Genomic DNA, 26,536 nt, shown 5'->3' on the forward strand with positions numbered 1-26,536 from the left:
TCAGAGAAAAGCGCCTTATGGGCGCTTTTTTCGTTTCTGCGCGCCGCGGGTAAGCGTGCAGGATGAGAACCTGCACAGGTTCGACTGAATCGCCGGGAGCGATTCAGGCTGATGCATCGCATCACCCGCAGGGCGAGGCCCCGGACGGGCCGAGGCGCATCCTGCACGACCCACCAATTCAGAGAAAAGCGCCTTTCAGGCGCTTTTTTCGTTTCTGCGCGCCGCAGGTTAGTGCCTTTCAGGCGCACGGGATGGGCCGTTACGTAAAGTCGGCGTGAACACGTCCGTGTGGCCTCGGCCGCCGCTTCCCTGCGGCGGACGCTTTACTTCACGGCCTATCCCGCGCGCCTTTATGTAGGATCGTGCTGCGTTTCAGAAAAAATCGGGGTAGGCTTTCTCTATCTTTTCCAAACCTTAACGCTTTCTTGCCTCAAGCCTTTTTCTCCTCAACCGATAACGATTATGTCTATTTGCAAGGAGAAAACCGATGTCATCAATATCCGCTTTATCTGGCAGTACAGGCAGCGGCGCCGGCAGCAACGTCAGCGTCTCGTCACAGATTTCCGCACTGAATAAGCAGATCCAGAACATCACGAAGCAGGTTAAAGAGCTGTCGGATAATCAGGAGCTGACCGACGAGCAGAAGTCGGAAATGGAGCAGATGTATCAGTCGCAGATCGCCATGCTCGAAGCGCAGATCGCCCAGCTAGAGCAGAAGCAAACAGAGCAGGCGCAGCAGAATAGCGAACCGGCGAATCAGGTTAGCGGCGCGAAGGCCGGCGACGGCGTGAATCGTCCAACGGAAGCCAACCAGCTTAATGTCTATATCTAAAACGCCGGATTGATCGTGCGTTGTTGCGTCAGCAGCGTCGCCTGCTGACGCGCTTCCTGCCAGATTGCCTGCGCCGCCGGCGTCAGCGAACGGTTTTTACGCTTGACCAGCATCAGGCTGCGGTTAATTTCAGGATAGAGTCGACGCACCGTCAGCGCCCTGCCCGCCGGCAGCGGCAGCGCCAGTGCCGGCAAGATACTGATGCCGATGCCTGCATCGACCATGGGAAACAGCGTCGCCGGATGTCCGATATCCTGCACCACATTAATTTCCACCTGCTGCTGCCGCAGCGCCGCGTCAATCAACACGCGGCTGCCAGAGGCGTAATCCTGCAACACCATGTCGCGTCCCGCCAGCATGCTCCACTGCGCCGTATCGACCGCGGCAAGCGGATCGTCGCTGCGGCACAGCAGTAAGAAAGGCTCTTCCAGAATCGACTGGCAGTCGAGGTCGCTATCGTTAAGCGGGCCGATCACGATGCCGAAGTCCACTTCGGCATTGCGCACGCTCTGTAAAACCACCTGCTGCATCCGGTCGTGCAGAATGACGTTGATGTCGGGATAGCTTTTCTGGCTGGCGGCAAGACACTGCGGCATCAGATGTGCAGAGATGGTCTGACTGGCGGCGATACGTACCGTTCCGCTTCGTTGTTCGCCGTAGCTGCGAATATCCAGCAGCGTCGTGTTCATCTCTTCCAGCAGGCTCGCCATACGCGACGCCAGCTGCTGCCCCGCTTCCGTCAGCATCACCTCGCGCGTGGTGCGATCGAGCAGCCGCACGCCGATAACCGCCTCCAGCTCTTTGATGCTGTGGCTGACGGCCGACTGGCTGAGGCCGATCGCCTGACCGGCCTGGCTAAAACCGCCGTGATGGGCGACGGCGACGAAGGTGCGCAGCTGACGCAAAGTATAATTCATCGAAACGGCTCATAGATTAATGCAATAAATCAATTTTATTTCTAAACCCATATCCCGCACAATCACCTCATGTGATTTTTAACCGGATTTTAACAATGAGATTCCTGCGACTCGATCCGATGATGATCAAACTGATCATTACGGTGCTGTTGGCTACTTTCCTGCCCGCTAAGGGCATCTTCGTCGATATCTTCGATTATCTGACCACAGCCGCCATCGCCCTGCTCTTTTTTATGCACGGCGCCAAGCTGTCGCGTGAAAAAATCATTGCGGGCAGCAGCCACTGGCGGCTGCATCTGTGGATTATGTTCAGCACCTTCGTGCTCTTCCCGATTATCGGCCTGCTGATTGTCTGGTGGCATCCGGTTAACGTCAGCGCAGAGATCTATACCGGCTTTATCTATCTCTGCATTCTGCCCGCCACGGTGCAGTCCGCTATTGCTTTTACCTCAATGGCGGGCGGCAACGTCGCGGCGGCGGTCTGCAGCGCTTCGGCCTCAAGCCTGCTGGGCGTCTTTATCTCGCCGCTGCTGGTGAATCTGGTGATGGACGTGCACAGTAACGCACCGTCTAACGGCCTTGAGCAGGTTGGCAAAATCATGCTGCAGCTGCTGGTGCCCTTCGTTCTCGGCCACCTGTCGCGCCGCTGGATTGCTGGCTGGGTAGAAAAGCATCGCGGCCTGATCGGCAAAACCGACCAGACCTCGATTCTGCTGGTAGTTTACTCCGCCTTTAGCGAAGCAGTGGTCAACGGCATCTGGCATCGCGTCGGCATCGATACCCTGCTGTGGATCCTGGCAGGCTGCATCCTGCTGCTGGCGCTGGTACTGGCGATCAATCTCCTCGCCTCGCGTCTGTTCGGCTTTAATCGCGCCGATGAAATCGTAGTACTGTTTTGCGGCTCGAAAAAGAGCCTGGCGAACGGCGTGCCGATGGCGAATATTCTCTTCCCGGCCAGCGCGGTGGGCATTATCGTGCTGCCGCTGATGATCTTCCACCAGGTGCAGCTTATGGTCTGCTCCTGGATCGCCCAGCGTTATAAAGTCAGTCACGAGAAGAAGCTGGCGCAGCAGATAAAGCCGACCGTCGTCGAATCTCAGAAGTAATAAAAAAGCCCGCCGAAGCGGGCTTTTTTACGCATTGCGCTTAAGCGGTTTGACCAGACCTTCCAGGCCTTCGATCTTGATGGCGAGCGTCATTTGCATCAGCTCGCCGAGATGGCCCGACGGGAACTCCGCTTTGCGCGCAAACCAGAGCAGATAGGGCTCCGGCAGATCGATAAGCAGGCAGCCTTTATATTTGCCGAACGGCATCGCCGTATTGGCGATCTCCACCAGGTGCGCCTTGTCCATATCAGGCGTCCAGCAGCCGGATCATTTCAGCTTCGTCAATCACCTCAATACCCAGCTCCTGCGCTTTAACCAGCTTGGAACCCGCCGCTTCGCCCGCAATAACCAGATCGGTTTTCTTCGAGACGCTGCCGCTGACCTTCGCGCCGAGCGCGGTCAGGCGATCTTTCGCCTCGTCGCGCGTGAGCTGGGTTAATGAGCCGGTCAGCACCACGGTTTTGCCGGCAAACGGGCTGTCGATCTCTTCCGCCTTAACCACCTCGATTTTCGGCCAGTGCACGCCGATCTCATCCACCAGCTGGCGAATGATCTCGCGGTTGCTCTCTTCATCCATAAAGTTGCGCACGTGGGTAGCGACGACGGTGCCGACGTCCTGCACTGCAATCAGCGCTTCCAGATCGGCGTCCATCACCTTTTGCAGCTCGCCAAAGTGGTTCGCCAGGTTGGCGGCGGTCGCCTCGCCGACTTCGCGAATGCCAAGCGCGTAAAGGAAACGCGCCAGCGTAGTCGATTTCGCCTTCTCCAGCGCGTTGACCACGTTTTGCGCCGACTTCGGGCCCATACGATCCAGACCAAGCAGCTTCTCCGGCGTCAGCCTGAAGAGATCGGCAGGCGTTTTGACATATTCGGTCTCTACCAGCTGGTCGATGATTTTATCGCCCAGCCCATCGACGTCCATGGCGCGACGCGAAACGAAATGCTTCAGCGCCTCTTTGCGCTGCGCGCCGCAGATCAGCCCGCCGGTACAGCGCGTAACCACTTCTCCTTCGACGCGTTCTACGTCGGAGCCGCACACCGGACAATGGGTAGGGAATACGATTTCGCGCGTATCTGCCGGTCGTTCGGAGAGCACCACGTTGACGACCTGCGGGATCACGTCGCCAGCGCGGCGGATCACCACTCTGTCGCCGATGCGCAGGCCGAGACGATCGATTTCATCCGCATTGTGCAGCGTGGCGTTACTGACCATCGCGCCCGCTACCAGCACCGGCTCAAGCCGCGCCACTGGCGTTACAGCGCCGGTGCGGCCCACCTGAAATTCAACGTCGCGCACGAACGTCATCTGCTCCTGCGCTGGAAACTTAAAGGCCACCGCCCAGCGCGGCGCGCGCGCCACAAACCCGAGGCGCTCCTGCAGTTCCTGCGAATCGACTTTGATCACCACGCCGTCGATATCGAATCCCAGATCTGGACGCGTCTCCTCAACCTGACGGTAGAACGCCAGCGCCTCTTCCGCGCTGTGCACCAGCTGAACGCGATCGCTGACCGGCAGGCCCCAGGCTTTAAACTGCTGCAGCCGCGCATAGTGACTGCCCGGCAGCTCGCCGCCTTCCAGCAGCCCAAAGCCGTAACAGAAAAAGGTGAGCGGACGCTTCGCGGTGATGCGCGGATCGAGCTGGCGCAGCGATCCCGCGGCGGCGTTGCGCGGGTTAGCGAAGATTTTGCCGTCGGTGCGGCGCCCTTCGGCATTCAACTTTTCGAAGCCGCGCTGCGTCATAAAAACTTCGCCGCGCACTTCCAGCCGAGCGGGAAAATCGTCGCCCTTCAGGCGCAGCGGGATCGCGCCGATGGTGCGGACGTTAGCGGTGATGTTCTCGCCCGTGGTGCCGTCGCCGCGCGTGGCGGCGCGCGTCAGCAGGCCGTTCTCGTAAAGCAGGCTCACCGCCAGGCCATCCAGCTTCAGCTCGCAGCAGTAGGCGATATCGTCGCTGTTTTTCAGGCGATCCTGTACGCGCTTGTTGAAGGCGAGAAAGCCGGCTTCGTCGAAAGTATTGTCCAGCGACAGCATCGGCACCTCATGGCGCACCTGCTCAAATACCGTTAGCGGTGCGGCGCCAACGCGCTGGGTCGGCGAGTCGGGCGTGATGAGCTCGGGATGCTGCTCTTCCAGCGCGCGCAGTTCGCGCATCAGGCGGTCATATTCGGCGTCCGGTATCTCGGGCGCGTCCATGACATGGTAGAGGTACTCGTGATGGCGCAGCGTGGTGCGCAGTTCGGTGATTTGGTCCTGAACGGATTTCATATTGCCCCATCAGATAAAAAACCCCCGACAGGCGGGGGTTTGGTGAATCAGAACTAGCGGTGTGCCCTATTCTCTGGATTCAATGACTTCGCGTATGCGGTTCTTGTAGGTTTCCAGCTTCTGCGGCGTCATCATGCGACGCTCGTCGTCCAGCACCACACCGCCGACGTCATCGGCAATACGCTGCGCGGACTGCAGCATCAGCTTAAAGTTTTGGTTCGCGTCGCCGTAGGAAGGCACCATCATAAAGATCGAGATGCCGGGCGTGGAGAAGTCAGACATCTCATCTGGATTAAACGAGCCAGGCTTCACCATGTTCGCCAGGCTGAACAGCACCGGACCGCTTCCTGCCGGGCTGAGATGGCGATGGAAAATATTCATTTCGCCGAACTGGAAGCCCGCCTGCAGAATGCCCTGCAGCAGCGCTTCGCCATTCAGCGTGCCGCCGGTATGCGCGGCGACGTGCAGCACCAGCACCGTCTCTTTCGGCTTGCCGGGCGCTTTCGGCGCCTCCTGGCGAACCGGCTCAACCGGCTGCGGCTCATGCTGTTCCGGCTGGTGGCGAACAGGCTGCTGCGGCTCCGGCTCCGCCTCGTACAGCGGCTCGGGCTGCACGGCGTCCAGCGGATCTAAATCGAGCAGCGGATCGGCCTGTATCGGCTGCGCTGGCGCAAAGCGCGGCGCAGGTTCCTGTGGCGTCTGAACAGGCTGAGGCTGCGGACGCGACTGCTGTGGACGCGGCTGTTGCGGCGTCATCAGCGGATCGGCTTCCTGCTGAGGCTGCGGGCGCGCGGCAGGCTGGCGTGGCTTCTCCGGCGCGGCGCTGAAGACCGGCGCGTCATCCTGCTGCTCGTCGCGGAAATTATCGATGCGCGGCTCCTGATGCGGCCGCTCATGGCGCACGCGAACTTCGCCGACGCTCTCTTCGTCATCGGTCAGGCTATCTTCATCGTCGCGCTGATCGCGCTGTTTGAGCCGTTTGTGCGGGCGATCGCGAAACACTGACGAGCGCTCTTTACGGCTGGTCCACAGCCCGTGAAGAAGGAGCGCTATAATGGCGATCGCGCCAACAACGATTAATATCAGACGCAAATCCTGCATCATTGTATTCTCTGTTGTTCCAATACCTTGCCACCGCGGCAAACTTTATCCTCTAACTGTATTTGCCCAGCTAAACAAGTGCAAGCTCGTGCAGTATTTTCTGACAAATAAGATAGTCACCCCACGGTTTTTTGCTGTTTTTTCACACAATCGCCTCATGGTCAGGAGAAAAAGCCAGGTTATCATGGTCTCGCCTGATTATTTCCTGGAGAGTTGCCTGTATGGCCCACGAGAACACTGTCTCAAGTTTCAACGGCGTGCACTATTTTAGCGAAGGCTGGAGACTGGTTCGTCTGCCAGGCATTCGGCGTTTCGTCATTATTCCCCTGCTGGTCAATATCCTGCTGCTGGGCGGCGCGTTCGTCTGGCTCTTCTACCAGTTGGGCAGCTGGATCCCGCAGCTGATGGCGCACATTCCCGACTGGCTGCAGTGGCTAAGCTATCTGCTCTGGCCGCTGTCGGTCATTTCGATCGTGCTGGTGTTCAGCTACTTCTTTTCTACTATTGCCAACTGGATCGCCGCGCCGTTTTGCGGCCTGCTGGCGGAGCAGTTGGAAGGCCGCCTGACGGGCAAACCGCTGCCGGATAGCGGCTGGATGGCGATGCTGAAGGATGTGCCGCGCATTATGAAGCGCGAACTGCAAAAGCTCGGCTACTATTTACCGCGCGCGCTCGGCCTGCTGCTGCTCTACTTTATTCCCGGCTTTGGCCAGACGGTGGCGCCGGTACTGTGGTTCCTGTTTAGCGCCTGGATGCTTTCGGTGCAGTATTGCGACTATCCATTCGATAACCATAAAGTGAGTTTTCAGCAGATGCGCAGCGCTCTGCGCCGCCATAAAAGCGCCAATATGCAGTTCGGCGCGCTGGTCAGCCTGTTCACCATGATTCCGATTCTTAACCTGGCGATTATGCCGGTCGCCGTATGCGGCGCGACGGCGATGTGGGTTGATCGCTACCGCGCGCAGCTTGGCCGCGCTGAGCTACGCTAGTACTTATCAGAGCGCCTTATGCATTTTTCAACAAGGCTTATTGCGTGGGGACATATAGATATGCGTTTTCTTTCCTTCCGCGCGTAGACAGAAAGGGTATGCTCAATGGGTTCCCAATAATTCATACAGTTAAGGACAGGCTATGAGTAAGATCTATGAAGATAACTCGTTGACAATTGGTCATACGCCACTGGTTCGACTGAACCGCATCGGTAACGGCCGCATTCTGGCGAAGGTAGAATCCCGTAACCCGAGCTTCAGCGTAAAATGCCGTATCGGTGCCAATATGATTTGGGACGCAGAGAAACGCGGTATTCTGAAACCTGGCGTCGAACTGGTCGAACCGACCAGCGGCAATACCGGCATCGCGCTGGCCTACGTCGCCGCCGCGCGCGGCTATAAGCTGACGCTGACCATGCCGGAAACCATGTCCGTCGAACGTCGCAAGCTGCTGAAAGCGCTGGGCGCCAACCTGGTGCTGACCGAAGGGCCGAAAGGCATGAAGGGTGCTATCGCCAAAGCGGAAGAGATTGTCGCCAGCGATCCGGACAAATATGTGCTGCTGCAGCAGTTCAGCAACCCGGCAAACCCGGAAATTCACGAGAAGACCACCGGTCCCGAGATCTGGGAAGATACCGACGGCGCAGTAGATGTGTTCATCGCGGGCGTCGGCACCGGCGGCACCCTGACCGGCGTCTCTCGCTATATCAAGAATACCAAAGGCAAGAAAGATCTGATCACCGTGGCGGTGGAGCCAACCGACTCGCCGGTTATCGCTCAGGCGATCGCTGGCGAAGAGATCAAGCCTGGCCCGCATAAGATTCAGGGCATCGGCGCCGGCTTTATTCCCGGCAACCTCGATCTCGATCTGGTGGACCGCGTTGTGGCGATCACCAACGAAGAAGCGATCAGCACGGCGCGTCAACTGATGGAAGAGGAAGGCATTCTCGCCGGCATCTCCTCCGGCGCAGCGGTCGCGGCAGCGCTGAAGCTGCAAGAGGACGAAGCGTTCGCCAATAAGAATATCGTGGTCATTCTTCCCTCTTCCGGCGAGCGCTATTTAAGTACCGCGCTGTTTGCCGATCTTTTCACCGAGAAAGAGCTGCAGCAGTAACGACAGATTCCGAAAACGCTGAAAAAAGCACCCAAATGGGTGCTTTTTTGTGGCGCAGATCGCACTTTCACCACCGCCCAGATTGATTTCAGTGACTCAGCTCTGGTATTTAAGCTGCCAATTATTTCGGTGCCTGAAATTAATCAGCCTTTGAAGTGGATCAAGCTGAATCGATTTACGCATTTGGCGAAACGGCGAATCACGGCATAATTAGCAGCTGAAGCGCTCGACAGGGATTTTGACCCTTCAACTGGAATGACGTACTCATTCAAGCGCATTTAATGGTCAGCGTAACGCTATACCCGCGCACCTACACAGGCTAAAGTTACGGCTCCAGGCTAGACTTTAAGTCCATAACACCAAACCTGATAACGTTGGGGAAACAGAATGTTCCAGCAAGAAGTTACTATCACCGCGCCTAATGGTCTTCACACCCGCCCTGCCGCGCAGTTTGTTAAAGAAGCGAAAGCGTTCCAGTCAGAAATCACCGTTACCTCTAACGGCAAATCCGCCAGCGCCAAGAGCCTGTTCAAACTGCAGACGCTGGGCCTGACCCAGGGCACGGTTGTGACGCTCTCCGCAGAAGGCGAAGATGAGCAGCAGGCCGTAGAGCATCTGGTTAAACTGATGGCTGAACTGGAGTAATCCAGTCAGCTTTTGCTTTATACCGACTCCTTTGCCCCATTGAGTGCAAACATCTTGATCGCGGACAACTTGTCCGCGTTATCACATCCGTAGAGTACAGCTCCCGCGACAATGGCAACGCATTGGGTCTAAGAGCCATCGTGATTAAAAGGTAGGGTTATGATTTCAGGCATTTTAGCATCACCAGGTATCGCTTTCGGCAAAGCTCTGCTGTTGATTGAGGATGAGATCGTCATCAACCGCAAGAAGATTTCTGATGACCAGGTTGACCAGGAAGTAAAACGCTTCCTCGACGGCCGCGCTCAGGCTGCGCAGCAGCTGGAAGCGATCAGAGTGAAAGCGGGTGAAACGTTTGGTGAAGAGAAAGCAGCCATCTTCGAAGGCCACATCATGTTGCTGGAAGACGAAGAGCTGGAGCAGGAAATCATCGACCTGATCAAAAAAGATCACGCTTCGGCCGACGCTGCCGCCTACTCCGTGATCGACGGTCAGGCGAAAGCGCTCGAAGAGCTGGACGACGAATACCTCAAAGAACGCGCCGCTGACGTTCGCGATATCGGCAAACGTCTGCTGCAAAATATTCTCGGTCTGCATATCGTCGACCTGAGCGCTATCCAGGACGAATCGATTCTGGTAGCCAAAGATTTAACGCCGTCGGAAACCGCGCAGCTGAACCTGAAAAAGGTGCTGGGCTTTATCACCGACCTCGGCGGCCGCACTTCGCACACCTCGATTATGGCGCGCTCGCTGGAGCTGCCGGCAATCGTCGGCACCGGCAACGTCACCGCCACGGTGAAAAACGGCGATTTCCTGATTCTCGACGGCGTGAACAACAAAGTTTACGTCAATCCGTCAGAGAGCGAGCTGGAAGAGTTGAAAGCGGTTCAGACCCAGTATCTGAGCGAAAAACATGAGCTGGCCAAGCTGAAAGATCTGCCGGCGATCACGCTGGACGGTCACCAGGTTGAAGTGTGCGCCAACATCGGCACCGTGCGCGACGTCGCCGGCGCAGAGCGCAACGGCGCGGAAGGCGTCGGCCTCTACCGCACCGAGTTCCTGTTTATGGATCGCGACTCGCTGCCGACCGAAGAAGAGCAGTTCCAGGCTTATAAAGCCGTGGCCGAAGCTGTCGGTTCACAGGCGGTGATTGTGCGCACCATGGATATCGGCGGCGACAAAGATCTGCCTTACATGAACCTGCCGAAAGAAGAGAACCCGTTCCTAGGCTGGCGCGCCATTCGTATCGCCATGGATCGCAAAGAGATCCTCCATGCCCAGCTGCGCGCTATTTTACGCGCCTCCGCCTTCGGCAAGCTGCGCATTATGTTCCCGATGATCATCTCTGTTGAAGAGGTGCGCATCCTGAAAGCCGAGCTGGAAACCCTGAAGGCGCAGCTGCGCGAAGAAGGCAAAGCGTTCGATGAAACCATCGAAGTCGGCATTATGGTGGAAACCCCGGCGTCGGCGGTGATTGCGCGTCATCTGGCGAAAGAAGTCGACTTCTTCAGTATTGGGACAAACGACCTGACGCAGTATACTCTGGCGGTCGATCGTGGTAATGATTTGATTTCTCACCTGTATAACCCGATGACGCCGTCGGTGCTGAATTTAATCAAGCAGGTGATCGACGCTTCTCATGCCGAAGGTAAGTGGACCGGCATGTGCGGTGAGCTGGCCGGTGATGAACGTGCTACACTACTGTTACTGGGTATGGGGCTGGACGAATTCAGCATGAGTGCCATTTCAATCCCAGGCATTAAGAAAATCATTCGCAATACTAATTTCGAAGATGCGAAGGCTCTGGCGGAGCAGGCTCTGGCTCAACCTACAGCAGAAGACCTGATGAACCTGGTCAACAAGTTCATCAAAGAGAAAACACTCTGCTGATCCACGAGACGCTGGCCCAACAATACTGTTTAGGAGAAGAATATGGGTTTTCTTGACAAGCTTTTTGGCAATAAATCAGAAAGCACATCTGGGACGATTGATATTGTTGCGCCTCTGTCAGGCGAAATCGTAAACATTGAAGACGTACCGGATGTGGTGTTTGCCGAGAAGATCGTTGGCGACGGTATCGCCATCAAACCAACCGGCAACAAAATGGTTGCGCCGGTCGATGGCACCATCGGTAAGATTTTCGAAACCAACCACGCGTTTTCAATCGAGTCCGACAACGGCATCGAGTTGTTTGTGCACTTTGGCATCGACACCGTCGAGCTGAAAGGCGAAGGCTTCAAGCGCATCGCGGAAGAAGGCCAGAAGGTCAAGAAAGGCGATGTGGTGATCGAGTTTGATCTGCCGCTGCTGGAAGAGAAAGCTAAATCTACGCTGACGCCTGTGGTGATCTCCAACATGGATGAGATCAAAGAGCTGGTTAAGCTCTCTGGTCAGGTTACCGTTGGCGAGACGCCGGTGATCCGCATCAAGAAGTAACGGATTTAGTTAAGAAAAACGGCACCCACTGGGTGCCGTTTTTGTTTGTCTGTTCTGTCCGGTGTCTACGCGGATGAAAAACGTTACTCAGACGCCCTTATCCTGCGCCTGCCAGCGCGGCAGACGAATCGTCAGTTCCAGCCCGCCTTCAGGCCGGTTAATCGCCTGCACCTCGCCGTGATGCGCCAGCACCACCTTACGCACGATAGCCAGCCCCAGCCCGTAGCCTTTGCCCAGCAGCGGCGAATTAACCCGCACAAAAGGATCGAAGATGCTGGAGAGCTTCTCATCGTCCACGCCCGGTCCCTGATCGCGTACGCGAATCGCCAGCCACTCCTGCTCCGCCTTCAGCCTGACCTGAATATGCTGACCGGGCAGCGAGAAACGCAGCGCATTGCGCAGCACGTTCTCGATGCCGCGGCGAATCAGCTCGGCATTGCCGCGCACGGTGTAATCGGCGTTTTCATCCACCAGGAAATCAACCTGCACGCCGGGGATCTGCGCCTCGTAGCGCACATCGGTGACCACCGCGTGCACCAGGCCGGTCAGATCGAAATATTGCTCGTCGGGCATGCTCTCATGCTCGGCGCGCGACAGTGTCAACAGCTCGCCAATCATCTTATCCAGCCGCCGCGCCTCTTCGTCGATGCGATCCAGAGAGGCGTTAACGCTGGCAGGCGTCTGACGCGCTAAGCCTGTGGCGAGTTGCAGACGCGCCAGCGGCGAACGCAGCTCGTGCGAAATATCATGCAGCAGCTCCTCGCGCGCGTGCACCAGCGTATCGAGCCGCTCCACCATGGCGTCGAACGCCTCCGCCACGTTAGAGAGTTCATCGTGACGCTTGCGCATCATGGGATAGAGCCGCACGCTGAGATCGCCATTCGACACGCGTGAAAAGCCCTCGCGCAGCTGACGCATCGGCCGCGTCAGGTTCCACGCCAGCAGCAGGCTAAATAACAGCCCGACCGAGCCGGCGAAAAAAAACATCGGCTCAGGGATATTGAGAATGCGGCGCGGCCCGTCCATGCCCATTGAGCTGTCTTCGCGCAGGCCTTTGACGTTATAGCGCAGCTCATACTCTTTGCCGTCCGCCCCTTTTACCCAGCGTACGATCACGTCAGGAAACTTGCCCTGAAACGGCGGATTGAAGGTTTCCGGCAGCGGCTCGGAATGAACGGGGCGATCATGCTGGATTACGGAAAAAAACTGGCGATCGTTAGGCTCCCAGTCCGCCATCATATCGTTCAGCGAGCCGAGCCCGCCGCGCTCCAGCACCGAAACCGCGGACGCCATCTGCAAGTTGACGATGCGGCGCGTGGCGATAATCTCTGGCGGCTCGTGGCGATTGCCGGCGATGCTGAAGCCGAGCCAGAGCAGCTGGCTGATAATAACGAATACGATCCAGAAGCCGATTAAAATCTTCCAGAACATGCGCCCGCGGTAGTTCTGCTTCATCGAATGCGGTAGCCGATGCTGCGCACCGTTTCGATGTTGACGCTGTCGGCGGTGAGCGCCGCCAGCTTCTGACGGATATTGCTGATATGCACGTCGACGCTGCGATCGTAGGCTTCGCGCGGACGACCCAGCCCTTTTTCCGACAGCTCATCTTTCGACACCACGCGGTCCGGCGAGCGCATCAGCAGATCCAGCAGATTGAATTCCGAAGCGGTGAGATCGAAGGCTTTGCCCTGCCACTCGGTCATGCGCGTAGCGGGATTGAGCGTCAGTTCGCCCCAGCGCAGCAGCTCTTTTTTATCCGGCAGCGGAGCCTGCTCTTCAAAGCGGCGCAGCACGGCGCGCAGGCGCGCGACCAGTTCGCGCGGGTAGCAGGGCTTCGGCATATAGTCGTCCGCGCCCATCTCCAGCCCGATCACGCGATCGATATTGTCGCCTTTGGCGGTCAGCATGATCACCGGCAGACGGCTGTTCTGCCGTACCTGACGCAGCACGTCGATGCCGCTCATATCGGGTAGCATAATATCGAGGATCATTGCGGTGTAGTGGCCGGAAAGCGCGCCTTCGATACCGGCGCTGCCGGTTAATACCAGCTGGGTTTCAAAGCCTTCCGCAATAAGGTACTGGCTGAGCATGGTGCCCAGCTCCAGATCGTCGTCAACTAACAAAATTTTCATAGGGGTCTCTCGCCTGAATTGCCGCTATTTTGTCCTGAGCGGGCGCCGGACGCAGCCGATTTTACGCGTTCCTTACAGATTCGACGTCAGACGATGCTCAGGATGACTATAGACAAAAACGGCCCGGCAGCACCAGACAGGCGCAGCCGGGCCGTTTAGCAGAGAGGTTAGCGGTAGACGCCAGTCGAGAGATAGCGGTCGCCGCGATCGCAGACGATCGCGACGATAACGCTGCCGGGCCGCGCCTGAGCGATGCGCAATGCGCCTGCCACCGCGCCGCCGGAGCTGACGCCGCAGAAGATGCCTTCGCGGCGCGCCAGCGCCCGCATCGTCTCTTCCGCCTCGGCCTGTCCCATATCCATCACCTCGTCCACCAGCTCGGGCCGATAGATGCCCGGCAGATAAGCCTGCGGCCAGCGACGAATGCCGGGTATGGCGCTGCCCTCTTCCGGCTGCAGGCCGATAATGGTCACGCTATCGCTTTGCTCTTTCAGATAGCGGCCAACGCCGGTAATGGTGCCGGTGGTGCCCATGCTGGAGACGAAATGGGTCAGGCGTCCGGCGCTCTGCTGCCAGATTTCCGGACCGGTGGTCTGGTAGTGGCCGAGCGGATTATCGGGATTATTGAACTGATCGAGCACATGCCCTTCGCCGCGCGCCATCATCGCCAGCGCCATATCGCGCGCGCCCTCCATGCCCTGCTCGCGGCTCACCAGCACCAGCTCGGCGCCGTAGGCGCGCATCGCGTCCTGCCGCTCCTGGCTCATATTTTCAGGCATCAGCAAGCGCAGCGCGTAGCCCTTCATGGCGGCGATCATCGCCAGCGCGATGCCGGTATTGCCGCTGGTCGCCTCAATCAGGCGGTCGCCGGGCGCGATCTCACCGCGCAACTCTGCCTGGTGGATCATCGACCAGGCGGCGCGATCCTTGACGGAGCCGGCGGGGTTGTTGCCTTCCAGCTTGAGCCAGATTTCGCTGCCGTTGGCAGGCGTCAGGCGCTGGAGTTTGATCAGCGGCGTATTGCCGATGGTGTTTTGCAGAGTGCTCAAGGTGCGTTTCCCGGCGAAGCTAAGCGATCAAAAAAAGGGCGGGATCGCTCCCGCCCGCTGTCGCGTGAGAAAATATCAGGCGCTTTCGGCAAAGGCAACAGCGCGCAGCGGCGTCGCGCCCTGATAGAGGCGCGCCTGTTGCAGGCCGACGAACAGGCGTTCACCGCGCACCGGCGCGCTTCGATCGCCGTCGTACACCAGCGAAAAAGGCTCGCTCTGCCAGCCGGTCGGCTGAACCACCAGCTGCCAGAAGTGGCCGCGCGGGCTCACCTCAAGGATCTGTACCGGCAGCGGCGTCTCCAGGCTGCTCTGACGAGAAACGTCAATCTCCCACGGACGCAGGAAGAGTTCGACCGCGCCCTGATGCGCCGGGGTATAGCCCAGCGGCCAGTGGTGCGCGCCAACGTGGAACTGCGAGCCGTGGACCTCGCCGTCGAAGCGGTTTACTTCACCAAGGAACTCCAGCACGAAGCGCGTGGCCGGATCGCGCCATACCTCGTCCGGCGTGCCGACCTGCTCGATATTGCCCTGGCTCATCACCACCACGCGATCGGCTACTTCCATCGCCTCTTCCTGATCGTGGGTCACGAAGACGCTGGTGAATTTCAGCTCTTCATGCAGCTGACGCAGCCAGCGACGCAGCTCTTTACGCACCTGCGCGTCCAGCGCGCCGAAAGGTTCATCGAGCAGCAGGATCTGCGGTTCGACCGCCAGCGCGCGCGCCAGCGCCACGCGCTGCTTCTGGCCGCCCGACAGCTGCGCCGGAAAGCGGTTCGCCAGATGCGCAAGCTGCACCATCTCCAGCAGACGCGTCACGCGCTGCTTAATTTCCGCCGAGGAAGGACGCTCGCGGCGCGGCAGCACCGTCAGACCGAAGGCGATATTGTCGAACACCGTCATATGACGGAACAGCGCATAGTGCTGAAACACGAAGCCGACCTGGCGGTCGCGGGCGTGCAGCGCGCTGACATCTTTATTGTGAAAGCGAATTTGCCCGCTGTTCTGGTGCTCCAGCCCGGCGATAATACGCAGCAGCGTGGTTTTCCCGGAGCCGGACGGGCCCAGCAGCGCTACCATCTGGCCAGAAGGAATATCCAGAGAGATATCGTTCAACACCGGAGTGCGGCCGAAAGATTTGTTGATCTGGTTAATCTCAATGCTCATGATTTTCCTCCTGTTGCAGGCGATGCTGCTGTTGCTCTAAACGCCACTGCAACATGCTTTTCAGAAACAGCGTCACAATTGCCATCAGGGTTAGCAGCGCGGCGGCGGTAAAGGCGCCCACGACGTTATAATCCTGATGCAGTAATTCAACCTGAAGCGGCAGCGTGTAGGTTTCGCCGCGAATCGATCCCGATACCACCGAGACCGCGCCAAATTCGCCCAGGGTACGGGCGTTGGTTAACACTACGCCATAGAGCATCGCCCAGCGAATGTTCGGCAGCGTTACCCGGCGGAACATCTGCCAGCCGGAAGCGCCGAGCAGTACCGCCGCCTCATCTTCGTGGCTGCCCTGGCTCAGCATCACCGGCACCAGCTCGCGCACCACAAAGGGACAGGTGACGAAGACGGTGGCCAGCACCATGCCGGGCCAGGCGAACATCACCTGAATGTTATGCGCGTCCAGCCAGCTGCCTGCCGGGCCGTTGACGCCCCAGAACAGCAGATACATCAGGCCAGCGACCACCGGCGATACGGCGAAAGGAATGTCGAACAGCGTCAGCAGCAGCTGGCGGCCGGGAAAGTTAAAGCGCGTCACCAGCCAGGCGAGCAGCGTGCCGAACACCAGATTGACCGGCACGGTAATCAGCGCCACCAGCACCGTCAGCCAGATGGCGTGCAGCATGTCGCTGTCGCCGAGGTTCTGCAAGGCGACGCCCAGCCCCATCTTCAGCGCTTCGTAGAAGATAGAGATCATCGGCACCACCAGCAGCAGCAGCGACACCAGCACGCCGATGCCGATCAGCAGCCATTTGCCCCAGTTGACCGGCTGGCGGTCAGCGGCGTTGATGTGGGAAATATCCGCCATTAGTGACCTCCCAGTCGGCGGCCGAAGCGGCTCTGCAGGGTATTAATCGCAAACAGCAGCACCAGCGACGCGGCCAGGATCACCGAGGCAATAGCGCTGGCGGCCGGGTAGTCAAACTCCTGCAAACGCACGAAAATCATCAGCGAGGTGACCTCGGTTTTCCAGGCGATATTGCCGGCGATAAAGATCACCGCGCCGAACTCGCCAATGCTGCGGGTAAAGGAGAGCGCGGTGCCCGCCAGCAGCGCAGGCGCCACTTCCGGCAGCACCACGCGGCGAAAGCTCTGCCAGGGCGTCGCGCCCAGCGTCTGCGCCGCCTCTTCATACTCCGGCCCCAGCTCCTCCAGCACCGGCTGTACGGTGCGCACTACGAAGGGAATGCTGGTAAAAGCCATGGCGACGGCGATGCCGAGCCAGGTATAGGAAACTTTGACGCCGAAGACGTTGTAGATCCACTCGCCGTACCAGCCGTTCAGCGAGAAGAGACCGGCCAGCGTCAGGCCCGCCACCGCCGTTGGCAGCGCGAACGGCAGATCCACCAGGCCGTCCAGCAGCGTGCGGCCAGGGAAGCGATAGCGCGTCAGGATCCACGCCATAATCATGCCGAACACCGCATTGAACAGCGAGGCGACGGCCGCCGACAGCAGCGTCACCTTATAGGCCGCCACCATCTGCGGATTGCTGATCACCTGCCAGTACTGCGCCAGTGTCATCTGCGACAGCTGCATCAGCAGCGCGCTGATCGGCAATAGCAGAATCAAACAGGTAAACAGCAGGCTGGTGCCCAGACTCAGGCCGAAGCCAGGCAGGACGCGTTTCTGACCTAAGGCAAACATTATCCACGCCCCGCTGATAACAGTTGATCCAGCTGGCCGCCGCTGGCGAAGTGGGTTTTCATCGCCTTATCCCAGCCGCCGAACTGATCTTCCACGCGAAACAGCTGCGTCTGCGGGAAGCGATCTTTATGCTCGCCCATCAGCTGCGGATTGTTCACGCGGTAATAGAAATCGGTCACGATTTGCTGCGCCTGCGGCGTATAGAGATAGTTGAGATAGGCTTTCGCCGCGTCCGCAGTGTGATTGTGCTCGACGTTTTTATCGACCCAGGCTACCGGAAACTCGGCGAGAATATCCGTTTTCGGCACCACGACTTCATACTCGTCTTTGCCGTACTGGTTACGGATATTGTTCACTTCCGATTCAAAGCTGATCAGCACGTCGCCCAGGCCGCGCTCGGCGAAAGTGGTGGTCGCGCCGCGCCCGCCGGTATCGAACACCTCGACGTTCTTAAGAAACTGCGCCATAAAGGCGCGGGTTTTCGCCTCGTCTCCGCCGTTAGCTTTACTGGTGGCGCCCCAGGCCGCCAGCCAGGTGTAGCGGCCGTTGCCGGAGGTTTTCGGATTGGGAAAGACCAGCTTCACGCCGTCGCGGCCAAGATCGGCCCAGTCGTGAATCTGCTTTGGATTGCCCTTGCGCACCAGAAACGCCATGGTGGAGTAAAACGGCGAACTGTTGTTTGGCAGGCGGCTTTGCCAGTCGGCTGCCACCAGATTGCCTTTATCATGCAGCACCTGCACGTCGGTGACCTGGTTATAGGTGACCACGTCGGCGCGCAGCCCCTGCAGGATCGCCAGCGCCTGCTTTGACGAGCCGGCATGCGACATCTTGATAGTGAGTTTGTCATCGGGATGGCTGGCATCCCACTGTTTTTCGAACGGCGCATTCAGGGCGACAAACAGCTCGCGCGCGACGTCGTACGAGCTGTTGAGCAGTTCGGTGGCGCTGGCCGCGCCCGCCAGGCTAAGCGACAAGGCGATACCGCCAACGATATTTTTCATCGTTCTTTTGGTCATGGGGCACCCTGAGAAAACAAGAGATCCGGCTTATGCCAGCCGTTCGCCCAGTTTATTTATAACCCCATGAAAAGCTGTAGCGGTTTTATATATCGTTTGATGATTTCAAAGTCGAAAATGGCATAAGCGGGCGCAAGAGTTTATGCGTCAGGCGGGAATGGCGCTGACGCTCAAGGCGTTAACGCTGCCAGATAATTTTGCTTAGCTTCCAGCTTTTCAATACGTCGTCCGACGGCATCAGACCGTCCGGGCCGTGCCAGTCGCCGCTGTAAACGTAGGAGAGATGCTGGCTGCCCGGCGCGCGGCACTCGACGTCGTGGCTGCCCGCTCCGCCCGCCAGCTTGCAGTTATTAAAAGCCTTGCTGAACCTGTCGCTAAAGGCGTCGCCGATTTTCGCGCCGTCCTGCGCGGCGATGTCGCTGTCCATCACCTCAATACGCTCTACGCTGCTGGATCCGCTGATCTGCAGCTTCACTTTGCCGTCGTCCAGCGCCTGCCAGAACGCGATAACGTCGCCGTTTTCGCTACGCATGCCCTGGCGCAGCTTGTAGTTGCCTTTCAGGCCGTCGCTGATAGCGCCTTCGCTCATTGCAGTGGTGCTGCCGACGCCGCCGACGCCCTGTTCGGTTGCGGTCAGCGATGAACCAAACCAGTTCCACGGCAGCGCCGACGACCAGTGGTAGCTCAGCGGGTTACACCAGCTTACATCGGAATCAGAGGCGGAACCGGAACCCGAACTGGCGCAGCCGCTTAGCAGCGCGGCGGCAACCAGCAGCGAAATGGGTAAAGCTTTCATGAAAACTCCTGTTAACACTGTGCCAAACGGCAGAACTCATTGGAGTCGCCAGCGGCAAAAAAGTTTATTCCGCCAGCTGATGTTCCGGCAGAAAGCAGTCGCGCAGCCTGACGTTGACCAGCAGCCACAGCAGCGCCAGACCGTCGAACAGCGTCAGCAGTAGCGGCCAGGGCGAGGCGAGCAGATCGCCAGATGCGAACGTCACGCCCTGCCACGCCAGATTGACCGCCAGCGACAGCGCCAGCACCCAGCGCCACGCCCGCCACAGCCGCGGCCAGCGCGCGCGATAGCCGGTCAGCAGCAGGCCGATCAGCGCGGGCGCGCCGAGCGCCAGTCCGAGCCAGAATGCCTGCCGATCGGGATAGAACAGTCCCAGCAGATCGCTGCCCTGCTGGCGCGACGCGCCCGCCATCACCAGCAGGATCCAGGTGCGCGCCAGCAGCAGCAGCGTCAGCCAAAAAAGAAACGGCAGCCGCAGCTGCCCTTTCGCATCATATTCATCCGGCAAATATTTCACCGCATCAATACTCCCGGTCTTCAATCAGCCGCTTGCCGAGCAGCACCGAATCCACCGGTTCGTACTCCAGCTTCTCGTAGAACGCCACTACCTGATCGTTCTCTTCGCGCACCATCAGGTTGATCTTGGGACAGCCGCGCGCGATCAGCTTTTTCTCCAGCCGGTTCATCAGCGCGTTGGCGAAGCCGCGGCCCTGGTAGTCGGGATGCACCGCCAGATAGTAAGCGGAGCCGCGATGGCCGTCGTAGCCGCCCATCAGCGTGCCGACCACTTCGCCGCCGACTTCCGCAACCAGAAAGAGGTCCGCGTCATGGTTCATCTTGCGTTCGATATCCAGCTCCGGATCGTTCCACGGACGTAACAAATCGCAACGCTCCCAGAGCGTAATCACCTCTTCAAAATCTTCCTGGCGGAAGGCGCGGATTTCCATCTTCTTTACCTTGCAAATAAGCACAATTCGCTGATTATCACGCATTCGCCGCCGCGTGCAAGCCCGGTTAGCGCAGCCTGGAACAAAAACCGGCAATTTTTCTGTTAGCAACCTGACATACAAAGTAAAGAGCTGAAAGGGTTCCGTCCTCGCGGCGAACAAAATGTTACGATATAACACTCTGCACATCATTCGCTAATGGACCAGCCCATGCCCACACTCTCTCTGCTCAAGCGTCTTACCAACCGCCGCCAGCTGCTGCTCTCCGGCCTGGCGCTGGCCGTGCTCTCCCCACGCGCGATTCAGGCGAAAGAGGAGAACGCGCCGCTGCGCGCAAGTCCGCGTCACGCGCAGCCTGCGCCGCCACAGAAAAACGGCAAACGCATCGTGATGATCGATCCCGGCCACGGCGGCATCGATTCCGGCGCCGTCGGCAGCGAAGGATCGGAAGAGAAACATATCGTGCTGGCGATTGCGAATCAGGTGCGCGCGCTGCTGCAGGCGCATCCGCGCATCGAAGTACGGCTGACGCGCGACAGCGACCACTTTATTCCGCTCTACCAGCGCGTCGAGATCGCCCACCAGCACGGCGCGAACCTGTTTATGTCGATTCACGCCGACGGCTTTACCAGCCCGGAAGCCAGCGGCGCCTCGGTGTTCGCCCTCTCGAATCGCGGCGCCAGCAGCGCCATGGCGCGCTATCTCTCCGATAAAGAGAATGCGGCGGATAAAGTGGGCGGCGCAAAAGTCGAGGAGCAGGATCACTACCTTAATCAGATTCTGTTCGACCTGGTGCAGACCGATACCATCCGCAACAGCCTGACGCTGGGCAAACATGTGCTGGATCAGATCCGCCCGGTGCATCGACTGCACAGCGAACACACCGAACAGGCGGCGTTCGCCGTGCTGAAATCGCCGTCGATTCCGCCCGTGCTGGTGGAGACCTCCTTCATTACCAATCCGCGCGAAGAGCAGTTGCTCGGCACCGACGCTTTTCGCCGTAAAATCGCTACGGCAATCGCCGACGGCATTACGCGCTACTTTGATGAGTACGATCGCCGCAATGGTCAGGTATAATCGCGCCACTTTTTTGCAATGAGTCCGAAGCCATGCCCGATATTTCCCGCGTTAAAGCCTTTCTGCTGAACCTGCAGGAGACAATCTGTAATCAACTGGCGGCAGCTGACGGCGGCGCGCAGTTTATCGAAGACAGCTGGCAGCGTCCGGGCGGCGGCGGCGGACGCAGCCGCGTGCTGCGCGACGGCGCGGTGTTTGAGCAGGCAGGCGTTAACTTTTCCCACGTGCACGGCGATCAAATGCCCGCGTCGGCGACGGCGCACCGTCCCGAGCTGGCGGGGCGCAGCTTTGAGGCGATGGGTGTGTCGCTGGTGATCCATCCGCACAGCCCCTATGTGCCGACCAGTCACGCCAACGTGCGCTTTTTTATCGCCGAAAAGCCGGGCGCCGATCCGGTGTGGTGGTTCGGCGGCGGTTTCGATCTGACGCCCTATTACGGCTTCGAGGAGGATGCGGTGCACTGGCATCAGACCGCCTTCGATCTCTGCCAGCCGTTCGGCGACGAGGTCTATCCGCGCTATAAAAAATGGTGCGACGACTACTTCTATCTGAAGCACCGCGACGAGCAGCGCGGCATCGGCGGCCTCTTCTTCGACGATCTCAACGCGCCGGACTTCGACACCAGCTTCGCCTTTATGCAGGCGGTAGGAAACGGCTTCCTCGACGGCTATCTGCCGATCGTCGAGCGCCGTAAAGCGCTGCCCTGGGGCGAGCGCGAGCGTCAGTTTCAGCTCTATCGCCGCGGACGCTACGTCGAGTTCAACCTGGTGTGGGATCGCGGCACCCTGTTCGGCCTGCAGACCGGCGGCCGCACCGAATCCATCCTGATGTCGATGCCGCCGCTGGTGCGCTGGGAGTATGACTACCAGCCCGCGCCCGACTCGCCGGAAGCCGCGCTGACGCGCGACTTTTTACCGGTGCGCGACTGGCTATAACGGCGCGGTTTGCGCCTCGACCACCGCCAGCGCCACCATATTCACAATGCGCCTGACCGACGCGATGCGCGTCAGCACATGCACCGGCTTGCTGATGCCCATCAGCACCGGGCCAACGGTGACGCCTTCCGAACTGGAGACGCGTAGTAGGTTGTAACTAATACGCGCCGCTTCTACATTGGGCATGATCAGCAGGTTCGCCGCCCCTTTCAGCGGGCTGTCAGGCATCAGCTCGCGGCGGACGCTCTCGACCAGCGCCGCGTCGCCGTGCATTTCGCCATCCACTTCCAGATCCGGTGCGCGGCGCTGAATAATCGCCAGCGCCTCGCGCATCTTGCGCGCGCCTGGCGCGTTCGAGGTGCCGAAGCTGGAGTGCGACAGCAGCGCGACGCGCGGCTCGATGCCGAAACGCCGCACCGTTTCCGCCGCCAGCAGCGTCAGATCGGCCAGCTGTTCCGCCGTAGGATCTTCGTTGACGTAGGTGTCGGTAATAAAGGTATTGCCGCTGGGCAACAGCAGCGCGTTCATCGCGCCCGCGACCTTAACGTCGTCGCGCAGGCCGAACACTTTCTCCACCACGTCATAGTGCTCATGGTAGTCGCCGACAGTGCCGCAGATCAGCGCGTCCGCTTCGCCGCGATGCACCATAATCGCGCCGATCAGCGTCGGATTGCCGATCACCGCGCGCTGCGCCTGCTCGGGCGTCACGCCGCGCCGCTTCATCATCTGATAATATTCGTTCCAGTACGCCTTGAAGCGCGGATCCGATTCGTTGTTGACCACGTCGAAATCTTTGCCCGCCTCGATCTTCAGCCCCTGCTTCTGCAAACGCATCGCGATGACATTGGGACGCCCTATCAGGATCGGGCGCGCCAGACCGAGCGTCACCAGCTCCTGCGTGGCGTGCAGCACCCGCACCTCCTCGCCTTCCGCCAGCACCACGCGCTTTGGCGCCTTGCGCGCCTGGGAGAAGATCGGCTTCATAAACAGGTTGGTTTTATAGACGAATTCGGTCAGCTTCTCGCGGTAGGCGTCGAAATCCTCAACGGGCCGGGTCGCCACGCCCGACTCCATCGCGGCGCGCGCCACCGCCGGCGCGATCTGCACGATCAAGCGCGGATCGAAAGGTTTAGGTATCAGATAGTCCGGTCCGAAGCTAAGATCCTGGTCGTCATAGGCGGAAGCGACCACATCGCTCTGCTCCGCCTGCGCCAGCGCGGCGATGGCGTGCACCGCCGCCAGCTTCATCTCTTCGTTGATAGTAGTCGCCCCGACGTCGAGCGCGCCGCGAAAAATAAACGGGAAGCAGAGCACGTTGTTGACCTGATTAGGGAAGTCGGAGCGGCCGGTGCAGATGATGGCGTCGGGGCGCACCGCCTTCGCCAGCGGCGGCATAATTTCCGGCTCAGGGTTGGCCAGCGCCAGGATGAGCGGATCGCGCGCCATCTTTTGCACCATTTCCGGCGTCAGCACGCGCGGCCCCGAGCAGCCGAGAAAGATATCGGCGTTTTCAATCACCTCTTCCAGCCTGCGCGCACCGTTATCTTCGATGGCGTAGGCGGACTTGGTGGGCGTCATATCCGCTTCGCGATCGCGGTAGATTACCCCTTTCGAATCGCATACCACGATGTTGCGCTTCTGCATGCCGAGCGCCACCAGCAGGTTCAGGCAGGCGATAGCCGAGGCGCCCGCGCCAGAAACCACCAGCCGCACCTCGCCAATCGCTTTCTCGACAATACGCAGCCCGTTGAGCACTGCGGCGGTGCAGATAATCGCCGTGCCGTGCTGGTCGTCGTGAAATACCGGGATCTTCATGCGCTGGCGCAGCTGCTGCTCGATATAGAAGCACTCTGGCGCTTTGATATCCTCCAGGTTGATACCGCCAAAAGTGGGCTCCAGCGCGGCGATAACGTCGATTAGCCGGTCGGGATCCTGCTCGTCGATCTCGATATCGAAGACGTCGATGCCGGCGAACTTCTTGAACAGCACTCCCTTGCCCTCCATCACCGGCTTGCCTGCCAGCGCGCCGATATTGCCGAGCCCCAGCACCGCGGTGCCGTTGGAGATCACCGCCACCAGATTGCCGCGCGCGGTGTATTTATGCGCCGCCAGCGGATCCTGCGCAATTTCCAGACAGGGCGCCGCGACGCCGGGAGAATAGGCCAGCGCCAGATCGCGCTGGGTGGCGAGAGGTTTGGTGGGGGAAACCTGGATTTTGCCCGGGGTGGGAAACTGATGAAAATCCAGCGCGCTCTGCTTGAGTTGGTCGTCCATTGTCGGTTCCTTTTTCAGCTTCGGTGCGCTGGCAGTATAAAAGGCTGACGACAGGGAAAACCTCGGAGCGATCGCGATCGGGGCGTTCGGTGCCGCTGGCGACACCGTTTTGCACGCTACTGCGTCATACTGAGGATGGTGCGGATGTTCTGCGCCGAGGTGGCGACGATATCGATAGCGCCGGTGCGCAGCGCGCCGAGCAGCGCCATCGCTTTGGTGTTTTCCGCAGCGATGGCGATAACGCAGGGAATTTTACGCAGCTCGTCGATGCTCAGACCGATGACGCGATCGTTCATCACCGTGTCCACGTGCTGGCCCTGAGCGTTGAAAAAGTCGTAGCCCGCCACGTCGCCGGTGACGCCCTGATTGACGCTGGCGTCGATAATTTCATGCGGCGTAAACCAGCCGAGTTTGACCATATAGCTGTTTTCATTCATATCGCCGATGCCCACCAGCGCGATATCCGCTTTGCGCGCGCGATCCAGCGTCTCTTTAATGGTGCCGTTCTGCATAAACGCCTCTTTCAGCGCACGGTTTTCCACATAGGCGGGCGCATAGAGCGTTTCGCTAAAGCCGCCGAACTTTTTCGCCAGCCGACGGCTGATATGATCGGCGTTGATGGCGTCGCCCGGGCGATGGGTGCCGCCGATACCGCAGATAAAGTGACAGTTGCGCAGCGGCACCGCGCCGGGATGATCGGCCACCGCCGCGACGTTGCGACCCTGGCCTACCGCCACCACGGTGTTCTCTTTGAGATTTTGCGCCAGATGCGCCGAGACCAGCGCCGCTACCTGACGACGCTGCTCGTCGCCATCCTGCTGATCAAGCGCGATCAGCGCGCGCTGCAGCTGCGGAAAGCGATCCAGCAGCTGCTGCTCCAGTCGGGTGCTGAATACCGGATGGTAGCGAACATTGATCTCGACAATGCCCTCTTCTTTCGCCCGTTTCAGCAGTCGTCCGACTTTGATGCGCGAGATGCCGAACTTGCGCGCGATCTCTTCCTGTGTGATCTCATCCTGATAGTAAGCGACGGCGATTTCCGTCAGCAGTTCCGTGTCCGGAGCGAGGGTATGTTTTTCCATCGTGACCTGATTGAGCGTTGCCGTTAACTGCCGGGATTTATAACACTGATGCGGCTCACTTAGCCAGGCAAGCGCCCGTGAGCCGCTTTCGTCGTCACAGATCAGCGGCGGATGGCGTCAATTTTCAGCATGCGCGCAATCACGATATCCAGCTCTTTTTGATCGAAGATCTGCTTCCAGTCCGGCTTGACGATCTTCTCGCGTCCATACTCCATGGCGATCATGCAGGCGTCCGAGAAGGGGTTGGTGGCGCGGAAGGCGACCGCCAGCGCGATCTGGATATGGCCGTAAAGCATCGCTTTCGCCGCCTCTTCCGGCACGCCGCTATGTTTCACCGTCTCGTCCAGCGCCTCTTTCATAAAGGCGCCGACCATGCAGGCGACGGTTTCCACCAGCGTCGGCTCCAGATAGGCAAGCTGCGTCACCGTCACCCAGTGCACCTGATCCACCGGGCCATACATCACGTTGATCACCTTCGCCAGCTCCGCCCTCTGCGCGTCGCTGCCGTTCTCCCACGCCGCCGCGATATGCTGGATCGCCGCCACGCCGCCAAAGGCATCCTCATGCTCCTCTTTGGTGTAGCGCTGCAGGAATACCGACGGATGGCAGGGGTGCGCCACCGCATACTCGATATCGTCACGCTGGGCGATCAGGTTGGCGTAGGCCGCCGCTGGATCGAGCGTCAGCAGCACGGCGCCGGGCTTCATCTGCGGGACCACCGTTTCTGAGACCTTGCCCAGGACAATATCCGGCACCGCCAGAATGACCACGTCGCTCAGCGGCACCACCGACTGCGCATCAGAAATTTCGCGGCCCTGCGCGCCGATCTGCGCCTGCGCCTGCGGCGAGTTTTCGCAGTAGAAGACCTGATAGTCGCTGCGCTGCAGGTTGGCAGAGATGCGCATGCCCATTTTGCCGCCTGCGCCGATAACAGTAATGGTTTTCAGTTGATTGCTCATG

Annotated in this window: 26 protein-coding genes; 9 read left to right on the forward strand and 17 right to left on the reverse strand. The window is 59.3% G+C overall.

Annotated features, from left to right (window positions below; translation table 11 throughout):
• Positions 1-487 precede the first annotated feature (487 nt).
• Entirely contained in the window at positions 488-832 is a 345-nt protein-coding gene (locus tag JS46_RS17545) for a FlxA-like family protein (protein WP_033753677.1), read from the forward strand.
• On the opposite strand, the gene JS46_RS17550 is transcribed toward JS46_RS17545, so the two are convergent.
• Entirely contained in the window at positions 829-1,749 is a 921-nt protein-coding gene (locus tag JS46_RS17550; protein ID WP_033753680.1) for a LysR family transcriptional regulator, read from the reverse strand. The genes JS46_RS17545 and JS46_RS17550 overlap by 4 nt on opposite strands.
• Positions 1,750-1,844: 95 nt before the next feature.
• Between JS46_RS17550 and JS46_RS17555 the strand changes: the two genes are divergently transcribed.
• On the forward strand, positions 1,845-2,855 hold the full coding sequence (locus JS46_RS17555) for a bile acid:sodium symporter family protein (RefSeq protein WP_033753683.1): 1,011 nt from the start codon (positions 1,845-1,847) through the stop codon (positions 2,853-2,855).
• Positions 2,856-2,882: 27 nt separating this feature from the next.
• On the opposite strand, the gene JS46_RS17560 is transcribed toward JS46_RS17555, so the two are convergent.
• The 3 genes from JS46_RS17560 to zipA form a co-directional block, all read right to left on the reverse strand.
• Complete coding sequence (locus tag JS46_RS17560) at positions 2,883-3,101, reverse strand: DUF3820 family protein (RefSeq protein WP_033753686.1); 219 nt, start codon at positions 3,099-3,101, stop codon at positions 2,883-2,885.
• A gap of 1 nt (position 3,102) precedes the next feature.
• Positions 3,103-5,121, reverse strand: a complete 2,019-nt coding sequence (gene ligA, locus JS46_RS17565) for an NAD-dependent DNA ligase LigA (RefSeq protein WP_033753688.1) — start codon at positions 5,119-5,121, stop codon at positions 3,103-3,105.
• A 66-nt stretch (positions 5,122-5,187) separates the two neighbouring features.
• Entirely contained in the window at positions 5,188-6,225 is a 1,038-nt protein-coding gene (gene zipA, locus JS46_RS17570; protein ID WP_033753691.1) for a cell division protein ZipA, read from the reverse strand.
• A gap of 218 nt (positions 6,226-6,443) precedes the next feature.
• Here zipA and cysZ point away from each other — a divergent pair, with 218 nt between their 5' ends.
• The 5 genes from cysZ to crr all read left to right on the forward strand — a co-directional run bounded on the left by cysZ (position 6,444) and on the right by crr (position 11,403).
• Positions 6,444-7,211, forward strand: a complete 768-nt coding sequence (gene cysZ, locus JS46_RS17575) for a sulfate transporter CysZ (protein WP_033753694.1) — start codon at positions 6,444-6,446, stop codon at positions 7,209-7,211.
• A gap of 142 nt (positions 7,212-7,353) precedes the next feature.
• The gene (gene cysK, locus JS46_RS17580) at positions 7,354-8,325 is read left to right on the forward strand and encodes a cysteine synthase A (RefSeq protein ID WP_033753697.1); all 972 of its coding nucleotides are present in this window, start codon (positions 7,354-7,356) and stop codon (positions 8,323-8,325) included.
• Between the two features lie 387 nt (positions 8,326-8,712).
• Positions 8,713-8,970: a phosphocarrier protein Hpr gene (gene ptsH / locus JS46_RS17585; RefSeq protein ID WP_007889063.1), complete on the forward strand. Its 258-nt coding sequence runs from the start codon at positions 8,713-8,715 to the stop codon at positions 8,968-8,970.
• A 159-nt stretch (positions 8,971-9,129) separates the two neighbouring features.
• The gene (gene ptsI, locus JS46_RS17590; RefSeq protein ID WP_033753701.1) at positions 9,130-10,857 is read left to right on the forward strand and encodes a phosphoenolpyruvate-protein phosphotransferase PtsI; all 1,728 of its coding nucleotides are present in this window, start codon (positions 9,130-9,132) and stop codon (positions 10,855-10,857) included.
• A gap of 42 nt (positions 10,858-10,899) precedes the next feature.
• Positions 10,900-11,403, forward strand: coding sequence for a PTS glucose transporter subunit IIA (crr, locus tag JS46_RS17595; protein ID WP_033753703.1), 504 nt, complete (start codon positions 10,900-10,902; stop codon positions 11,401-11,403).
• 87 nt (positions 11,404-11,490) lie between these two features.
• Here crr and JS46_RS17600 read toward each other — a convergent pair whose 3' ends face one another.
• From JS46_RS17600 to JS46_RS17645, 10 genes are all read right to left on the reverse strand, one after another.
• Entirely contained in the window at positions 11,491-12,858 is a 1,368-nt protein-coding gene (locus JS46_RS17600) for an ATP-binding protein (RefSeq protein ID WP_033753706.1), read from the reverse strand.
• Entirely contained in the window at positions 12,855-13,535 is a 681-nt protein-coding gene (locus tag JS46_RS17605; protein ID WP_033753708.1) for a response regulator transcription factor, read from the reverse strand. Before JS46_RS17605 ends, JS46_RS17600 begins: the two co-directional genes overlap by 4 nt.
• 167 nt (positions 13,536-13,702) lie before the next feature.
• Positions 13,703-14,584, reverse strand: a complete 882-nt coding sequence (cysM, locus tag JS46_RS17610) for a cysteine synthase CysM (protein WP_033753711.1) — start codon at positions 14,582-14,584, stop codon at positions 13,703-13,705.
• Between the two features lie 75 nt (positions 14,585-14,659).
• Positions 14,660-15,748, reverse strand: coding sequence for a sulfate/thiosulfate ABC transporter ATP-binding protein CysA (gene cysA, locus JS46_RS17615; protein WP_033753714.1), 1,089 nt, complete (start codon positions 15,746-15,748; stop codon positions 14,660-14,662).
• Positions 15,738-16,613 carry a sulfate/thiosulfate ABC transporter permease CysW gene (gene cysW / locus JS46_RS17620; protein ID WP_033753718.1) on the reverse strand — a complete coding sequence of 292 codons (876 nt, stop codon included), beginning with the start codon at positions 16,611-16,613 and terminating at the stop codon, positions 15,738-15,740. The genes cysA and cysW overlap by 11 nt, the downstream gene beginning before the upstream one ends.
• On the reverse strand, positions 16,613-17,449 hold the full coding sequence (cysT, locus tag JS46_RS17625) for a sulfate/thiosulfate ABC transporter permease CysT (protein WP_033753721.1): 837 nt from the start codon (positions 17,447-17,449) through the stop codon (positions 16,613-16,615). Before cysT ends, cysW begins: the two co-directional genes overlap by 1 nt.
• Complete coding sequence (locus JS46_RS17630) at positions 17,449-18,465, reverse strand: sulfate ABC transporter substrate-binding protein (RefSeq protein WP_033753724.1); 1,017 nt, start codon at positions 18,463-18,465, stop codon at positions 17,449-17,451. The genes cysT and JS46_RS17630 overlap by 1 nt, the downstream gene beginning before the upstream one ends.
• Positions 18,466-18,643: 178 nt before the next feature.
• Positions 18,644-19,261 (reverse strand): RpoE-regulated lipoprotein, encoded by a 618-nt coding sequence (locus tag JS46_RS17635; protein ID WP_033753726.1) that lies wholly within the window; start codon positions 19,259-19,261, stop codon positions 18,644-18,646.
• Between the two features lie 64 nt (positions 19,262-19,325).
• Positions 19,326-19,787 (reverse strand): DUF2919 domain-containing protein, encoded by a 462-nt coding sequence (locus tag JS46_RS17640; protein WP_033754153.1) that lies wholly within the window; start codon positions 19,785-19,787, stop codon positions 19,326-19,328.
• A complete protein-coding gene (locus JS46_RS17645) occupies positions 19,783-20,208 on the reverse strand; it encodes a GNAT family acetyltransferase (protein ID WP_033753728.1) in 426 nt (141 codons plus the stop codon). The genes JS46_RS17640 and JS46_RS17645 overlap by 5 nt, the downstream gene beginning before the upstream one ends.
• 210 nt (positions 20,209-20,418) lie before the next feature.
• Between JS46_RS17645 and amiA the strand changes: the two genes are divergently transcribed.
• On the forward strand, positions 20,419-21,285 hold the full coding sequence (amiA, locus tag JS46_RS17650) for an N-acetylmuramoyl-L-alanine amidase AmiA (RefSeq protein ID WP_033753731.1): 867 nt from the start codon (positions 20,419-20,421) through the stop codon (positions 21,283-21,285).
• A 32-nt stretch (positions 21,286-21,317) separates the two neighbouring features.
• Positions 21,318-22,220 carry an oxygen-dependent coproporphyrinogen oxidase gene (hemF, locus tag JS46_RS17655; protein WP_033753734.1) on the forward strand — a complete coding sequence of 301 codons (903 nt, stop codon included), beginning with the start codon at positions 21,318-21,320 and terminating at the stop codon, positions 22,218-22,220.
• Here hemF and maeB read toward each other — a convergent pair.
• The 3 genes from maeB to JS46_RS17670 form a co-directional block, all read right to left on the reverse strand.
• Positions 22,215-24,494, reverse strand: a complete 2,280-nt coding sequence (gene maeB, locus JS46_RS17660; RefSeq protein ID WP_033753737.1) for an NADP-dependent oxaloacetate-decarboxylating malate dehydrogenase — start codon at positions 24,492-24,494, stop codon at positions 22,215-22,217. The two genes, hemF and maeB, sit on opposite strands and share 6 nt — an antisense overlap.
• A 116-nt stretch (positions 24,495-24,610) precedes the next feature.
• Entirely contained in the window at positions 24,611-25,576 is a 966-nt protein-coding gene (locus JS46_RS17665; RefSeq protein ID WP_033753739.1) for a sugar-binding transcriptional regulator, read from the reverse strand.
• A 101-nt stretch (positions 25,577-25,677) separates the two neighbouring features.
• On the reverse strand, positions 25,678-26,535 hold the full coding sequence (locus JS46_RS17670) for a phosphogluconate dehydrogenase C-terminal domain-containing protein (RefSeq protein ID WP_033753742.1): 858 nt from the start codon (positions 26,533-26,535) through the stop codon (positions 25,678-25,680).
• Position 26,536: the final 1 nt, after the last annotated feature.

The organism is Pantoea sp. NGS-ED-1003, assembly GCF_000738765.1.
Lineage (GTDB): Bacteria > Pseudomonadota > Gammaproteobacteria > Enterobacterales > Enterobacteriaceae > Pantoea > Pantoea septica.

Excerpts from the sequence above, each read along its gene's own strand:
- JS46_RS17545 (WP_033753677.1), top strand. The coding sequence starts at position 488 with ATGTCATCAATATCCGCTTTATCTGGCAGTACAGGCAGCGGCGCCGGC.
- JS46_RS17550 (WP_033753680.1), bottom strand. The coding sequence starts at position 1,749 with ATGAATTATACTTTGCGTCAGCTGCGCACCTTCGTCGCCGTCGCCCAT.
- JS46_RS17555 (WP_033753683.1), top strand. The coding sequence starts at position 1,845 with ATGAGATTCCTGCGACTCGATCCGATGATGATCAAACTGATCATTACG.
- JS46_RS17560 (WP_033753686.1), bottom strand. The coding sequence starts at position 3,101 with ATGGACAAGGCGCACCTGGTGGAGATCGCCAATACGGCGATGCCGTTC.
- ligA (WP_033753688.1), bottom strand. The coding sequence starts at position 5,121 with ATGAAATCCGTTCAGGACCAAATCACCGAACTGCGCACCACGCTGCGC.
- zipA (WP_033753691.1), bottom strand. The coding sequence starts at position 6,225 with ATGATGCAGGATTTGCGTCTGATATTAATCGTTGTTGGCGCGATCGCC.
- cysZ (WP_033753694.1), top strand. The coding sequence starts at position 6,444 with ATGGCCCACGAGAACACTGTCTCAAGTTTCAACGGCGTGCACTATTTT.
- cysK (WP_033753697.1), top strand. The coding sequence starts at position 7,354 with ATGAGTAAGATCTATGAAGATAACTCGTTGACAATTGGTCATACGCCA.
- ptsH (WP_007889063.1), top strand. The coding sequence starts at position 8,713 with ATGTTCCAGCAAGAAGTTACTATCACCGCGCCTAATGGTCTTCACACC.
- ptsI (WP_033753701.1), top strand. The coding sequence starts at position 9,130 with ATGATTTCAGGCATTTTAGCATCACCAGGTATCGCTTTCGGCAAAGCT.
- crr (WP_033753703.1), top strand. The coding sequence starts at position 10,900 with ATGGGTTTTCTTGACAAGCTTTTTGGCAATAAATCAGAAAGCACATCT.
- JS46_RS17600 (WP_033753706.1), bottom strand. The coding sequence starts at position 12,858 with ATGAAGCAGAACTACCGCGGGCGCATGTTCTGGAAGATTTTAATCGGC.
- JS46_RS17605 (WP_033753708.1), bottom strand. The coding sequence starts at position 13,535 with ATGAAAATTTTGTTAGTTGACGACGATCTGGAGCTGGGCACCATGCTC.
- cysA (WP_033753714.1), bottom strand. The coding sequence starts at position 15,748 with ATGAGCATTGAGATTAACCAGATCAACAAATCTTTCGGCCGCACTCCG.
- cysW (WP_033753718.1), bottom strand. The coding sequence starts at position 16,613 with ATGGCGGATATTTCCCACATCAACGCCGCTGACCGCCAGCCGGTCAAC.
- cysT (WP_033753721.1), bottom strand. The coding sequence starts at position 17,449 with ATGTTTGCCTTAGGTCAGAAACGCGTCCTGCCTGGCTTCGGCCTGAGT.
- JS46_RS17630 (WP_033753724.1), bottom strand. The coding sequence starts at position 18,465 with ATGACCAAAAGAACGATGAAAAATATCGTTGGCGGTATCGCCTTGTCG.
- JS46_RS17635 (WP_033753726.1), bottom strand. The coding sequence starts at position 19,261 with ATGAAAGCTTTACCCATTTCGCTGCTGGTTGCCGCCGCGCTGCTAAGC.
- JS46_RS17645 (WP_033753728.1), bottom strand. The coding sequence starts at position 20,208 with ATGGAAATCCGCGCCTTCCGCCAGGAAGATTTTGAAGAGGTGATTACG.
- amiA (WP_033753731.1), top strand. The coding sequence starts at position 20,419 with ATGCCCACACTCTCTCTGCTCAAGCGTCTTACCAACCGCCGCCAGCTG.
- hemF (WP_033753734.1), top strand. The coding sequence starts at position 21,318 with ATGCCCGATATTTCCCGCGTTAAAGCCTTTCTGCTGAACCTGCAGGAG.
- maeB (WP_033753737.1), bottom strand. The coding sequence starts at position 24,494 with ATGGACGACCAACTCAAGCAGAGCGCGCTGGATTTTCATCAGTTTCCC.
- JS46_RS17665 (WP_033753739.1), bottom strand. The coding sequence starts at position 25,576 with ATGGAAAAACATACCCTCGCTCCGGACACGGAACTGCTGACGGAAATC.
- JS46_RS17670 (WP_033753742.1), bottom strand. The coding sequence starts at position 26,535 with ATGAGCAATCAACTGAAAACCATTACTGTTATCGGCGCAGGCGGCAAA.